This window comes from Kitasatospora sp. NPDC101183, assembly GCF_044767945.1.
GTDB lineage: Bacteria > Actinomycetota > Actinomycetes > Streptomycetales > Streptomycetaceae > Kitasatospora.
This window is the reverse complement of the sequence record NZ_JBIWOW010000032.1, coordinates 44,226-58,022: the sequence shown is the minus strand read 5'-3', so window position 1 is coordinate 58,022 and position 13,797 is coordinate 44,226. Positions and strand designations below refer to the sequence as shown.

Below are 13,797 nucleotides of genomic sequence, written 5' to 3'. Positions count from 1 at the left end.
GCCCCCGTGGCGCGTCGAGCGCCCGCGCGGACGGCCGCTCGCACCGCAACCGACGGGAAGAACCGCCCCCGGACAGCTCGACCGCGCAGGCCGGACTGCCGATACCACTGCGGCCGCACCGTCCTCCCCGGGAGCCCGACCTTGACCTGGCTACGCGTCCTCACCGCGCTCGGCCTCCTCGCCGCCGCCGCGTGCGCGCTGTTCGTCTTCGCCCGCGCCACCGGCCACGCCACCCGCTCCACGACGACCGCCGCCCCCGACCTCCGGAGGGAGGCCGAGGGCAGCGGCCTGTTCGCGCGCTCGGGGAACGACGACTAGGAGTGCCCCGCCAGGTCGTCCGGCCGCACCTCGATGTGGTCGGCCGCCAGGTCGACGGCGACCCGGTGCTCCATCCCCAGCGCCTCCAGGAACTTCACCGGCAGCTGGACGCGCCCGGTGCGGTCGAGCATCACGTACTCGCGCTCGTTGACCGACTCCTCGCCGTGCTCGTCCGTCACCGTGCGCCGCAGCACCTCGCTGCTGGTCCGCCCGTCCCGGATGGCGACGGTGCGCCGGACCTCCCCGGCCACCATCGGGTCGTGGGTGACGATCACCACGGTCGCGCCCAGCTCCCGGTTGACGGTGCGGAAGGACTCGAAGATCACCCCCGCCGTCTCGGAGTCCAGCTCACCGGTGGGCTCGTCCGCGAGCAGCACCGGCGGGTTGTTGGCCATCGCCACCGCGATCGCCACCCGCTGCTGCTGGCCGCCGGACATCTCGTTGGGCTTGCGGTGGGCGAGGTCGCCGATCTCCAGCGCCTCCATCAGCTCCGCGACCCGCGCCACCTGCTGCTTGGAGCCCCCGGCCCCGCGCCCGCGCAGCTGCATCGGCAGGGCGATGTTCTCGGCCGCGGTGAGGAAGGGCAGCAGGTTGCGGGCCGTCTGCTGCCAGATGAAGCCGACCACCTCGCGGCGGTAGCGCAGCCGCTCCTTGGTGGACATCTCCAGCAGGTCGCAGCCCGCCACCGTGGCGGTCCCGGCGGTGGGCACGTCGAGCCCGGCCAGGATGGTCAGCAGGGTGGACTTGCCGCTGCCGGAGGCGCCGACCAGGGCGACGAGGTCCCCCTGGGCGATGGTCAGCTCCAGGCCCTGGAGCGCCTGGACCTCGACGCCCTCCGCGCTGAAGATCCGCACCAGCCGGTCGCAGACGATGGCCGCGCCCTCTCCGTACGCCTTGGGCGAGGCGGCGGCGAGGGCCCGCCGCTGGAGCTCCTGCAGGCTGGGGGCCTCGGCGGCCGTCCGCTCCGTGGGGGTGCTTGTCACCGCTCGTCTCCTGTCTCGACGGTCTGTCCGGTCCGTCCGGTCTGTTCGGTCTGTTCGGTGTGTTCGATCTGTTCGGTCTGTTCGGTCCGGTGCGTGTCCGGTCGCCCGACTGCTCCGACGAGCCGTACGGGCAGGGAAGTTCGCCGCCTCACGGGGTCTCCCCCGCGCGCAGCTCGGTGGCGATCTGGCGCCGCCCGGTGATCGCCGTCTCCAGCAGCACCGCGAGGCAGACCACCAGGGCCAGCCCGGCGGTGGGCACCAGCACCGGCATCACCGAGGGGAGCAGCTGGTCGTCGACCCGGGCGCCGACCAGCGCCGAGAGGTCGATGGCCGAGCCGGTCAGGGCGACCGCCACGAGGGCGACCAGCCCGCCGCCGAGGGCCGCCGTCAGGGTCTGCGGCAGCGTCTCGGTGACGATCAGGGCCAGGCCCTGCCGGGGCCTCAGACCCATGGTGCGCAGCCGGGCCAGCAGCGCCGTCCGCTCGGGGGCGGCGCGTACGAGCGTCAGCAGCACGGCGAGCAGGGCGAATCCGGCGCCGGCGAAGGCCGCGGACCAGAACAGCGTTCCGGCGGAGTGCTGCAGCGGGTCGTTGGCGAGCCGGGCGGCCTCCTCCTCGCTGCTGTGCACGGTGTAGCCGGGCGGCAGGCCGAAGCTGCCCTCCCCGGCGGCCGCGGCGTCGTCGCTGACCATCTTGACGTAGCCGCTGAGCTTGCTCAGTCCGCGCTCCAGCAGCAGGGTGCGGACCTTGCCGGGGTCGATGTCGCCGACGGCGAACCACTTGTTGACCTTCTTGTACTCCGGGATCCGCTCCCCGGCGGCCGTGGAGGAGACGACCACGAAGGACTGGCCCGGCTGGGAGAGGGCCGGGGTGGCGCTCACGATCCCGGCGACGGTGGTCAACAGGTCGCTGCCGCCCGGCAGGTGCACCTGCGCGGGGCCGGTGGCCAGCCGCTTGGCCAGGTCGCGGCTGAACAGCGCGGGCACCGGGGTGTCCCGGCCGCCCGGGGGAGCGGCCATCTTCGCCGGGTCGAACTGACCCGAGCCGAGGGAGCGGGCGATCTCGGCGTAGGCGTTGGGCTCGACCACGATGAGCACCGTCTTGGTGGAGTCGTGGTCGCCGCCGATGAAGGTGGCCTCCGTCTCGACCCAGGCGCCGGTGGCGGCCCGCACCCCGGGCAGCTCCCCGGCGGCCTTGACGAAGTCGTCCGGCAGGGTGCCGTAGGTGGGGAGCGCGATGGAGGCGTCCCCGCTGCTGGCGATCCGGGCGGCCTGCATCCGGGAGTGGTCGACGGTGTCGAGCACGGTCGCGCCGAAGCCGGTGGTGGTGACGGCGATCAGCAGGGCGAGCAGCGGCAGGGCGGACGGGCGGCGGCCCGCCGCGCTGCCCCGGGCGGCGCGGGCGAGGCCGAGGAACCCGACCACGCCCCGGCCGCGCCCGGCGAGGGCGGCGAACCGGCCGACCACGTACGGCTGGAGGCGGGCCAACGCCAGCGCGCCGGTGACGGCGAGCAGCAGCGGGGCGAGCACCAGCAGCGGGTCGATGCCCGCGCCGGGCGCGGCCACGCCGCGTCGGCGGACCTCGGCGACGGCGGCCGCGGTGGCGGCGAGGACGGAGAGTTCGCCGACGAGTCGGCGCCATCCGGCGGCCGGCCGGGGCTTGGACATGATCATCGCACCGCGCACCGGGAAGGCCAGCAGGGCGAGCAGCGTCGCGGCGAGGGCCGCCAGTACGGCGTTGCCCCAGCGGGGAGTGGGCAGCAGCGCCAGGGCCAGGGCGGTGCCGACCGCCGCGGCCGGCAGCACCGTCACCGCGCCCTCGCCGAGCAGCCGCAGCAGCACGCCGGTGCGCGAGCCGCCCCGGGCCTGGAGCAGCCTGATCTCCCCGGCGCGCCGGTCGGCGGTCAGGGCGGCGGCGAGGCAGAGCACCACGGCGGCGACGCCCGCGACGCCGGCCGGGCCGATGGCGGCCAGCGGCGCGGCGGCCTGCTGGCGGACGACGGCGCGGTTGAACACCTCGGGCAGCATCGAGTTGATGTGCAGGTCCGCGCGGTGGGTCACGACGGGGAGTGCGGAGGCGCCGCGCCCGGCGATGAAGGAGTCGACGATGCCCCGGGTGCGGTCGAGCTGGTCGGAGCGCAGGGTGCTGGTGTCCATCGGCACCCGCCAGAAGTGCTGGCCGACGGAGCCCCAGTTGGACAGCGCGGCCAGGCTCTCGCCGCCGACGAATCCGGTGGTCGACCAGTGGAGGCTGGCCGGTCCGCCGGACAGGCAGGCCCGGGCGGGGCAGCCGAGGTCCTCCCAGTACGGCCCCTGGGGGTCGTTGACGCGGTAGAGGCCGACCACGGCGGTGCGGACCGGGCCGATGCCGTCGTCGCCGTTGTCGAGGACGTCGCCGAGCTTGATGCCGATGGTCCTGGCGGCGTCCTCGCTGATGGCGACCGGCAGCGGCTCGCCCGGCTGGGCGGCGCCCGGCCAGGTGCCGGAGGTCAGGGTGACCTGGTCGCCGAGGCCGTGGAGGTAGAGCAGGCCCATCATCGGCGGGTTGGTGTCCGTGAGGCGGGCGAGGCCCGGGTTGAGCAGCGGGTGGGAGCGCTTGACCCGGGTGCCGTACACCTCGCCGACGGTGCTGAGCGGGAGCTGGCGGCCGATCTCGGCGGTCAGCTTGGCGTGGACCTCGTCCAGGTCCGAGGCCTTGTCGGTGGCGCGGGCGTTGCCCGTCGCGGAGAAGCTGGTCGCGTTGACGCTCAGCCGGTGGGTGAACTCGCGCAGTGCGGAGTCCGAGCCCCGGTCGGACTGCCGGGGGAAGGCGGCCGCCAGGAAGGCGGTGACGAGGGTGAGGGCCGCCATGAGCAGCGCAGCCAGCGGGGCCGAGCGCAGCCGGGTGCGGACCCAGGGCGCGGGCGTGGTCCGTGCCTCCCTCCTCGTGTTCTCCTTCTCCGTGTTCTCCTTGCCGGTCACATCTCCTCCACGTGGCGCAGCCGGGAGGCGACGTCGCGGCGGCGGCCGATGAGGAAGGCCGACAGCAGCGGGACGACGGCGATCGCGGCCGTGAGCAGGAGGGACTGTCCGATCGGCAGTTCGACCAGCGCCGGGGGCGTCGGCCGGACGGCGGCGGAGGTGAGGACCACGTACGGCACGATCAGGTGGACGAGCAGGGCGCCGAGGGCGAGCCCGACGGTGCCGCCGAGGGCGACGAGCAGGGCCTGCTCGACGGCCACGGTCCGGGCGACGGCCCGGCGCGGCGCGCCGAGGGCGAGCAGCAGGGCGGAGTCGCGGGAGCGTTCCCGGGCCGAGCCGGCCACGGCGGCGGCGAAGCCGATGGCGGCGAGCACGGCGGTGACGATGGCGATCACCAGCAGGGCGCTCTGCGGAGCGGAGCCGACGGGGTCGTCGAGCAGCGCGTCGGCGCTCTCCTGGTACAGCTTGACGTCCTGCGCCCCGGGGGCGCCGCGCAGGGCGGCGGCCGCTTCGGCGGGGGTGCGGTCGCCCGGCCCGGCGGCGGGCAGCCACCACTCGGTGCGGGTGGGCAGGTCGCGGCCCTGGGAGGCGAGCAGGTTGGCGATGGTGGGCAGGTCGACGACGAGGGCGCTGCGGCCCGCGACCGGGAGTGCCTCGATCTCGGCGGTGATCCTGACCCGCAGGACGACCCCGGCGAACGGCACCTGGATGGTGTCGCCGACCTTGGCGCCGATGGCCTTCAGGTAGTCGCCGGTGGCGACGCCGGGGGTGTCCGCCGGGGCCTCGGGGCCTCTCGGGGTGAGGGTGGCGCGCAGCGACTCGTTCGCGAAGCCGAAGGAGTTGTGGTAGCGGACGGTGAACAGCCGGTCGGCGCCCAGGGGTTCGGTGCCGAGTTCGGCGGTGGGGCCGCCGCCGGTCTTGCCCGTGACGCGGATGGGCGGGGCCGTGGCCGTCCAGCCGAAGCCGGAGGGGACGGGCACGGCGGTGGCGGGGCCGTCCGCGGTGTCGGAGACGGCGATGCGGTGGACGGTGACCTCGCCCTCGGTCCGGTCGCCGAAGGCGACGCTCACCCCGGCGAGGGTCAGCGGCGCGGCGACGGTGCCCCGGGGGGCGTCGACGGCGGCGCCGAGGTCGATCGAGGCGTGGACGTCGCCGCTCAGCGGCAGCTGGGGGAAGGGGAGCTTGTGGATGAAGCCGAAACGGTCGCGCAGCAGCAGCCGGACCTCGGGGTGGATCACCGAGGCGCCCGTCATGGGCCGCTGCTTGTAGTCCGTCTGGCCGGCCTGGTTGACCGTCAGGTCGGCGTCGATGCGCAGGGGCTTGCCGGGCAGCGGGATGCCGGCGGCGTTCCCGGTGGGGGCGGCCTGGGCGAGCGGGGGGAACAGCTCGTTCGCGCTGTGCCCGTCGAGCAGGTCCTCGCGGACGGGGATGCGCTCGGCGAAGGCCTTGCCGTCGACGGCGAGCAGCCGGCCCTTGCCGCTGGGCAGGGCCTGGTCCTCCAGGACGGCGGGGACGATGCGGTCGCCGCCGGGCAGGGCGGCGTAGCGGCCGCCCTGGCCGATGACGGCGCTCTGCGAGCCGCTGATGCGCAGTCCGCCGAGGGTGTCGAAGGCGGCCTGGTCGCGCTGGGAGGCCGACCAGGTCGCGCCCTGCCCGAGGGCGAGGACGCCGGTGGCGACGGCCATCACCAGCAGCAGGACGGGCCCGGTGGCGCGGGCGGGGCGGCGGGCGAGCTGCCAGCCGACCATCGCGGGCCCGAGTCCCCGGCCGCGGGCGGCCATCCGGGCGCCGAGCCGGGCGGCGAAGGGCAGCAGCCGCAGGACGACGAGGGTTCCGGCGCACAGCGCCAGGGTCGGGGTGGCGACGAGGAGCAGGTCCACGCCGAGGTCGCCGGAGGAGTCGACGGACATCCCGCTGCCGTACTGGCTGAGCTGCTGGTAGGCGAGCACGGCCAGGGCGAGGACGGCGAGGTCGCCGCCGTTGCGGGCGATGCCGGAGACGACGGCCTGGCGGCGGCCGGCGCGGCGGCGCAGGGCGGCACCGGCTCCGCGCAGCAGGCTGGGCACGGTGGCCAGGGCGATGCAGGCGAGGGCGCAGACCAGGGCGACGGGCCAGAGCGTCCAGGTGAGGCCGGTGTCGAGGTCGAGCTGGCGGTCGCTGCCGAGCCCGGCGAGGGCGCGGACCAGCAGCGGGGTCAGCAGGGGCGCGACGAGGGCGGCGGGCAGGGCGAGCAGCACCGCCTCGATGGCGGTGAGGGCGCCGAGGCGGGCGCCCGAGGCGCCGCGGGCGGCGAGCAGTTCGTTCTCCGCCTCCTGCCGGGCCGCGATCAGGTGGACGACCAGGAGCAGCGCGGCGGCGGCGAGGACGGCCAGTTGGAGGGCGCCGATCAGCAGGGTGGACCGGGCGACCATCATGCTGGAGGACAACTCCCGCATGATGTCGGGCAGTTCGGTGGTGGCGTTGAGGGAGGCGCTGGTGCGCAGCTGGTCGCCGAGGCCCCGGGCGCGGGCGCCGATGGCGTCGGCGGTGGACTGGTCGATGCCGGAGAGGTCGGCGTCGAGGAGCCAGCCGCGGCTGCTCTGGATCAGTCCGCCGGCGGTGAAGGCGCTCTGGTCGACCATCATCGGGCCGTAGGTGGTGAAGCCCGACACGGCGATCTCGCGTCCGCCGACCGGGTCGATCCGCCAGTACGGGTCGGCCGGGTCCTTGGCGTGGTAGGCGCCGGTGACGCGGACGGCCAGTTCGGCGCCGCCGAGGCGGTCGACGAGGCGGACGTCGGCGGGCAGGGACTGCGCGGTCAGGCCGAGCCGGGCCAGCATCGACTGCGGGACGGCGACCTGCGGGGCGGTGGTGGCGACGGGCGCGGCGGCCGCCCCGGGCCAGGCGCCGCCGACCAGGTTCAGCCGGGAGCGGTCGAGGTCGGCGAGGACGGTCAGGTCGGGCTGCGCGGCGGCGCCCGAAGTCCCGTTGGCCGGGCCCGCGTTGGCGGTGCCTGCGATGGCCGCGTCCGCGTTGGCCGCGTCCGGCAGGGCGTACGAGCGGCTGCGCAGCAGGGACTGGGTGGTGACCGGGTGGCCGCCGAAGAGCCGGTCGCCGTAGTCGGCGAGCGCCTTCTCGTCCTTGGCCCGGGCGTCGAGTCCGTGTTCCGCCGTCACCACGACGGTGGTGCGGGCGTGGCCGGGGCCTTGCAGCGCCTTGCGCAGGCCGGCTTCGCCGACGCTGTTGTTGAACGCCACGAGCGCCGTCAGCACCGCCGTGGTGATCAACACGGCGAGCAGGACGGCGCCGGCCAACGGCAGTCGCCCGCGCAGTCGGCGCACGACGAAGCCGAGCATGTGATTCCTCCCCCGCTTACGTCCCCGGTTGCGTGCCGGGCTCGTTCACATTCCAATTCGGGCACAATTCGGCCCGCGCTGGCCACTCTTCGAGCACATCATGTGCAGAGATCACCGGCTATCGGTCGCCGGATAGCGGACGACTCTGTCAGATTCGATCCGGGAACGGAAGGGACTTGCGCGAATCGAGTAAGTAATGAGCAAATTCCTTGCATTGGACGCGCGCCCGCATCCGAGGCCGCCTCCGAAATGCCATGCACACTTCACAGAGACCCTGGAGCCACGCCCGCCACGCACCCGCGGCGAACGGAATCCGACGATTCCGGAACCTCCGCGCGAACGCGTGAACCGATCGCACCACCGCGGCCGTGGAACCGGACAGAGACGTTCACAGGGGGACGCCACATGACGCAGCACCAGGCCGAGGACGCCACCGGTACGCCGATGGTGACCGTGACCGACCTGCTCCGCAGCTTCGGCAGCGGCGAGCGGACCGTGCACGCCCTGCGCGGCGTCTCCTTCGCCATCGGGCGGGGCGAACTCACCGCGCTCAAGGGCCGGTCCGGCTCCGGCAAGACCACCCTGCTCAACCTGGTCGGCGGCCTCGACGCCCCGACCTCGGGCACCATCGGCCTGGACGGCGTCGACCTCGGCAGCCTGGACGAGGACGGCCGCCTGGCCCTGCGCCGCGAGCGGATCGGCTTCGTCTTCCAGTCCTTCGGCCTGATCCCCATGCTCACCGCCGCCGAGAACGTCGGCGTCCCGATGCGGCTGCGCAAGGTGTCCCCCGCCGAGCGCGAGGAGCGCGCCCGCACCCTGCTCGCCCTGGTCGGCCTCGCCGACCACGCCAACCAGCGCCCCGGCGAGCTCTCCGGCGGCCAGCAGCAGCGCGTCGCCATCGCCCGCGCGCTCGCCAACGAGCCCGCCCTGATCATCGCGGACGAGCCCACCGGCCAGCTGGACTCGGAGACCGGGCGCTCCATCATGGAGCTGCTGCGCGCGGTGGTGCGCAGCGAGGGCGTCACCGTCCTCGTCGCCACCCACGACCCGACGCTGATGGGCCTCGCCGACCGCGTGATCGAGCTGCGCGACGGGCGACTGGTGGAGGAGACGGCGGAACAGGCCGCCTGAAACCGTCGGAATTCCCCGGGAATCCCGGCCGCCGACGCGGCCGGGATTCCTTCCGTTCCCGTGCGCCCGTCCGAAATTCCGGTTGCCGACGAACAGTTGGGGAATTCCCCGACTCCGGAACGCCCCCGAATCGCCCCCGAAAACGCGGATGTGGTGGCCGACAGTGCCGCCGGCCACCACATCCGTTTCCCGGGCCTGGTTCTCGGTTCAGGCCCCCACCGTCATCACAACGCTGTCATCACACCGCCGGGAAGATCTCCAGGTCCGGCTTCAGCAGCTGGCCCGGCTGCGGCGCGGTGCCGTCCACCAGGTAGCGGGTGACGAGGCCGTTCAGGGCCTTGCTGCGGCCGACGGCGCAGTGCTCGATCGAGTCGACGCTGACCAGCACCGCGTTGCCCAGCTCCTGCTGCATCCGCTGCGCGAACTTGTACTGGGTCGCCGGGTCGTAGAGGTTGCCGATGACCATCACGGTGTTGGAGGTCTTCTTGTTCCACGGGCCCTTGAACCGCTCGGCGTCCCGGGCCGGGGCCGGCCAGCTGGCGCAGGCGGGCGCGTCGAAGGCCTGGTAGCGGCCGAAGGTCGGCGCCTCCTTCTCCCACACCTTGGCGGCGTTGGCGAAGACCTTGTCGTTCGACGGGTACGGCTTGTCCTGGCAGTTGACGCCCATGTACGAGTCGTCGGCGGTGTACTCGGAGTCGACCGGCGCCTCGCGCAGCGCGTGCTTCAGCGGGATCGCCAGCAGGTCGTCGTCCGGGTCGGCCGCCACGGCCTTGGGCGCCATCAGCGCGGCCGGGGCCGGCTTCATCGCCGTGTAGGTGGCCTGCAGGGACTTCGCCAGCGGGGCCAGCTTGGCCTGCGAGTACAGCGCACCGGCGACCTCGCTGGTGAAGCTGCTCAGCGTGACCTGCTGGCCGCTCGGCAGGGTGACCGGGCTGGTGCGCAGGTGGTCGCGCAGCTCGTCGAACTTGGCGCGGGTGTCGCCGCCGCCGAAGGCGCAGCGCGGGGCTCCGGCCGTCTGACAGCGCTTGAGGAACTCGCTCAGGGCCAGTTCGAAGCCGCCCGCGCGCTGGCGGTCGTACTCCAGGCCGTTGTGCAGGCGCAGGTCGGGGTCGACGTTGCCGTCGACGATGATCGCGCGCACCTTGTTCGGGTACATGCCGGCGTACGTCGCGCCGATGAGCGTGCCGTACGAGAACCCGGCGAAGGTCAGCTGGGAGTCGCCGACGGCGCGGCGCATCCGGTCGAGGTCGCGGACCACGTTGATGGTCGACATGTGCTCGATCAGCGGGCCGGCGTTCTGGCTGCACGCGTCCGTGTAGTCCTGGTCGGCGTCCAGGGTGTCGGCGATCTCGGCCTTGGTGACGGGCACGCCGACCATGCGGTTGTTGACCGCGTCGGCGTCCTCCTGCGTCTTGAAGCACTTGAGCGGGTTGCTCCGGGCCACGCCGCGCGGGTCGAAGCCGACCAGGTCGAACTTCGACTGCACCTCGGCGCCGAAACGGGTGGTGGTCGCCCACATGTAGCCGCTGCCGCCCGGGCCGCCGGGGTTCATGAAGAGCGAGCCGATGCGCTTGGACGGGTCGCTCGCCCGTCGCCGCAGCATGGCGATGCCGATCTTCTCGCCGGACGGGTTGTCGTAGTCGAGCGGAACCGGGTAGGTCGCGCAGTCGTAGATGCCCGGGTCCGGCTTGGTCGGGTCCGGGTTGCACGGGGTCCAGGCGACGGGATCGACCTTCGCCTCGACAGCGGTGCCCGGCACCAGGTCGATCGGCGCGGCGGATGCGGCGACGGCGGTGCCGGTGACGAGGGCGAGCGCGCAGGTGACGGCGCTGGCCAACGTGGATATGCGGGTCAAGGAACCTCCTCCGTAGGAAAGGGCGGCCCAAGCCTGTCAGTCTGAGAACTCCGTGTGAAGACCTCGAAGCAGCGCAAATCTTCCGAACAGTACGCCTTTGGCGATCGGAATATTCTGTGAATGAACGAACTTGACACTTCGTTGACCTGACGGAACGCCATTTCGCTGCCGGACGCGGCGTCCGGGCACAGGGCCGCGGCGTGCGCTAGCGCAGGGCGGCGGCCACCAGGCCCTCGATCTCCTCCGCCCGGACCCCTCCCCCGCCCACCAGCCGGTCGAAGACCAGGCCGTCCACGCAGGCCAGCAGGGTGGTCGTCCGCGCCTCCGGATCGGCCACGCCCCGCTCGGTGAGGAAGGCCCGCACGGCGGCGCGCCCCGCGTTCTCCCGGGGCACGAGGATCTCCCGCAACTCCTCGTCCCGTACGCTCTCCACCGCGCAGGCGTACCGGGCGAGCGAGCGCCGCCGGCCCTCGCCCGTCAGCCGCTGCTCGATCAACTCGCCGATACCGCGCACCAGTTCCTCGGCCGAGCCGACCGGGGCGCGCTCCCCCGCGCCCTGCAGCTCGCCCTGGTCCAGCTCCACCAGCCGGCGCACCAGGGCCGTCAGCAGTGCCTGCCTCGTGCGCAGGTACGCCGAGGTCGTCCCCGTCGGCAGCCCCGCCGCCGCGTCCACCGCCCGGTGCGTCAGCCCCCGCACCCCGGCGTCGGCGAGCACCCCGATCGCCGCGTCCGCCAGCACCGTCCGCCGGTCCACGGCCCCTCAGTCCTCCCCGCCGTCGGCGGCGCGCAGCCCGTCCAGGGCCCAGTCCAGGTTCGCCCGCGTCGCGTCGAAGGCGGCCTCCGGGTCGCCGGCCGCGATCGCCTCGACCAGTGCGCGGTGCGCCCGCTCGATCGCCTCCGGCTCGACGCCGCCGTGCAGCCGCTCATCGGCCACCAGGTGACCGGCCGCCTCGCGCAGGGCGTCGGAGAAGGACTCGTACATCCTGGTGAGCACCGGGTTGCGGGCGGCCCGCACCACCAGCCGGTGCAGTTCGAGGTCCGCCTCCACCAGTTCGGCCGCACCGCCGGCCGCGTCCCGCGCGAGGAGCGCCGCCCTCAGCGCGGCCACGTCCTCGTCGGTCCGCCGCCGCGCGGCCAGCCGTCCCGCCTCCGCCTCCAGCGCCGCCCGGACCTCGTACACGTCGACGACCTCGGCGCGACGCAACTCCCGGTCGAACTCCGACACCGGCGCGGCGGCCGCCACGTACGTGCCCGACCCCTGACGCGCGCGCAGTTGGCCGTCCGCGATGAGCACCCGCACCGCCTCCCGCGAGGTGGTCCGGCCCACCCCGAGCAGGCGGCTCAGCTCCACCTCCCCGGGCAGCCGGCTCCCCACCGGCCACTCCCCCGTCCCGACCAGCCGCCGCAACTCGGCCACGGCCTCCTCGACCAGCGAGCTGTGACGTACCGGGCGAACAGTCATGGGCACGACCCTACCCTCAGCACACCCCTGCCCCGCAGGTCACGACCCCACGGACGGCGGGCGCCGGCTCCGCCGCCGTGACGGACCGGCGCCCGGTACCGGTGCCCGCTGCCGGCGGCGCTACGAACCCGCGCCCAGCACCGCGGCCTGCTCCCGTTCCGGCTCCGGCGCCCGGTCCGGGAGGACCCGGTCGCGCAGGCGCAGCGCACCGAGCAGGGCGGCCACCAGGACGCACAGCGCCACGCCCAGCGCCGTCCTCAGTCCGTGGGCGTCGGCCGTGCGGCCGAGCAGCGGGGCGGCGAGGCCCCCGGCGGACATGGCGAGGCCGAGGGTGAGGCCGCTGGCGGTGCCGGGGCGGTTGGGGAGGTAGTCCTGGGCGAGGGTGACCTGGGGGGCGAAGGGCAGGAACATCGTCAGCCCGAAGGCCGCCGCGCCCGCGAGGGCGGCCGGGGCGGAGGGGGCGAACGCCGTTGCCGCCAGGGCGGGGACGGCCAGGACGTAGCCGAGGCGGATCGGGCTCAGCCGTCCTCGGCGGTCGGCCAGCCAGCCTCCGAGCAGGGTGCCGGCCGCCCCGGCGAGGGTGAGCACGGTGAGCGCCGCCGCGCCGAGCCCCGCCGAGGCGTGCAGGTCCCGCTGGAGGTGCAGGGCGAGCATCGAGGTGACGGTGACATAGGGCACGGACCAGCAGATCGTGGCGGCCACCAGCCGCCCGAAGGCCCGCCAGTCGTCGCGGTGCGCGCTCGCCACCGGGGCCTCCGCCGCCTCGGAGGTCCGTGCGGTACGGCCCCGCGCGAGCCACAGCACGGCCGTCACCAGCGCCGGGACGGCGAGCAGCCAACCGCCCGTCAGGCCGTACGTGCCGACGACGAGGGTGACCAGGGCCGGCGCCAGCGAGGCGCCGAGCGTGCCACCGACCGAGAACAGGCTCATCGCCCGCTGGGACTGCCCTCCGGCGGCGCGGGCCTGCTTGGTGGCGGGCGGGTGGTAGGCGGCGATGCCGATCCCGGCGAGGGCGGCGAACAGCCAGGTGAGCGGGTAGCTGCCGGCCAGGGAGGCGCCGGTGATCCCGGCGGCGGCGGTGAGGAAGCCGGCCGGAACGAGCCAGTCGCGGGGGCTGCGGTCGACCAGCAGGCCGAACAGCGGCTGCACCACGCTGGACAGACCGCTCGCCGCCAGCGCGATGCCGGAGACGGCCGTGTAGCTGTAGTGCCGCTCGGACATCAGGAAGGGCAGCAGGGCCGGGACGGCCCCCTGGTACAGGTCGTTGACGACGTGGGTGCCCGTCAGGAAGGCGAGGCGTCCGCGCTTCATCGCGTCACCTGCCCGATCCGCGCGGCGTGGTGGTGCCACGGCTCGGCCCGTTCCAGTTGGGGTCCTTCACCGACAGCGGCACGCCGAGCAGCGGCGGCAGGTCGGCGCCGCCCGGGTCGGCGGCCGGCCGGGCCTCGGCCGCGCGGGCGGCTTGCCGGGCGCCGGGGGCGTCGACCGTCCGGTAGGCGCCGAGCGCCGCGTTCAGTTCGCCGATCCGGCGCAGGTGGTGGTCGGTCAGTTCGGTCGGCGACACCGTCCGCCGACGGACGGCCTCGGCCTGTTCGGCCAGGGTCAGCCCATGGAGAGCTGTCATGATCACTCCCTAAGTCCTCAGATCCTCAGGTCCTCTGAGGACTTTGACCCTAGAGGTCCCGGCCGAAGAAAAGCAAGGCTTGCCTTACTCACATGCGCCGCACCCTCCACCTCCGAGCGGACAAGAGCGC

Annotated in this window: 10 protein-coding genes; 2 read left to right on the top strand and 8 right to left on the bottom strand. The window is 74.3% G+C overall.

The window, feature by feature from the left end; translation table 11 throughout:
- Positions 1–141 precede the first annotated feature (141 nt).
- On the top strand, positions 142–318 hold the full coding sequence (locus tag ACIRRS_RS33095) for a hypothetical protein (protein WP_402978835.1): 177 nt from the start codon (positions 142–144) through the stop codon (positions 316–318).
- Here ACIRRS_RS33095 and ACIRRS_RS33090 read toward each other — a convergent pair.
- The 3 genes from ACIRRS_RS33090 to ACIRRS_RS33080 form a co-directional block, all read right to left on the bottom strand.
- Complete coding sequence (locus ACIRRS_RS33090; RefSeq protein WP_402978832.1) at positions 315–1,301, bottom strand: ABC transporter ATP-binding protein; 987 nt, start codon at positions 1,299–1,301, stop codon at positions 315–317. The genes ACIRRS_RS33095 and ACIRRS_RS33090 overlap by 4 nt on opposite strands.
- 148 nt (positions 1,302–1,449) lie before the next feature.
- Positions 1,450–4,260, bottom strand: coding sequence for a hypothetical protein (locus ACIRRS_RS33085; RefSeq protein WP_402978829.1), 2,811 nt, complete (start codon positions 4,258–4,260; stop codon positions 1,450–1,452).
- On the bottom strand, positions 4,257–7,595 hold the full coding sequence (locus ACIRRS_RS33080) for an FtsX-like permease family protein (protein ID WP_402978826.1): 3,339 nt from the start codon (positions 7,593–7,595) through the stop codon (positions 4,257–4,259). Before ACIRRS_RS33080 ends, ACIRRS_RS33085 begins: the two co-directional genes overlap by 4 nt.
- 405 nt (positions 7,596–8,000) lie before the next feature.
- Here ACIRRS_RS33080 and ACIRRS_RS33075 point away from each other — a divergent pair, with 405 nt between their 5' ends.
- Entirely contained in the window at positions 8,001–8,726 is a 726-nt protein-coding gene (locus ACIRRS_RS33075; protein WP_402978823.1) for an ABC transporter ATP-binding protein, read from the top strand.
- A gap of 238 nt (positions 8,727–8,964) precedes the next feature.
- On the opposite strand, the gene ACIRRS_RS33070 is transcribed toward ACIRRS_RS33075, so the two are convergent.
- The 5 genes from ACIRRS_RS33070 to ACIRRS_RS33050 all read right to left on the bottom strand — a co-directional run bounded on the left by ACIRRS_RS33070 (position 8,965) and on the right by ACIRRS_RS33050 (position 13,667).
- The gene (locus ACIRRS_RS33070) at positions 8,965–10,581 is read right to left on the bottom strand and encodes an alpha/beta hydrolase (RefSeq protein WP_402978820.1); all 1,617 of its coding nucleotides are present in this window, start codon (positions 10,579–10,581) and stop codon (positions 8,965–8,967) included.
- A gap of 205 nt (positions 10,582–10,786) precedes the next feature.
- On the bottom strand, positions 10,787–11,335 hold the full coding sequence (locus ACIRRS_RS33065) for a TetR/AcrR family transcriptional regulator (protein WP_402978817.1): 549 nt from the start codon (positions 11,333–11,335) through the stop codon (positions 10,787–10,789).
- Between the two features lie 6 nt (positions 11,336–11,341).
- On the bottom strand, positions 11,342–12,043 hold the full coding sequence (locus tag ACIRRS_RS33060; protein WP_402978814.1) for a FadR/GntR family transcriptional regulator: 702 nt from the start codon (positions 12,041–12,043) through the stop codon (positions 11,342–11,344).
- A gap of 120 nt (positions 12,044–12,163) precedes the next feature.
- Complete coding sequence (locus tag ACIRRS_RS33055) at positions 12,164–13,354, bottom strand: MFS transporter (RefSeq protein ID WP_402978811.1); 1,191 nt, start codon at positions 13,352–13,354, stop codon at positions 12,164–12,166.
- A 4-nt stretch (positions 13,355–13,358) separates the two neighbouring features.
- On the bottom strand, positions 13,359–13,667 hold the full coding sequence (locus ACIRRS_RS33050) for an amidase family protein (protein ID WP_402978808.1): 309 nt from the start codon (positions 13,665–13,667) through the stop codon (positions 13,359–13,361).
- Positions 13,668–13,797: the final 130 nt, after the last annotated feature.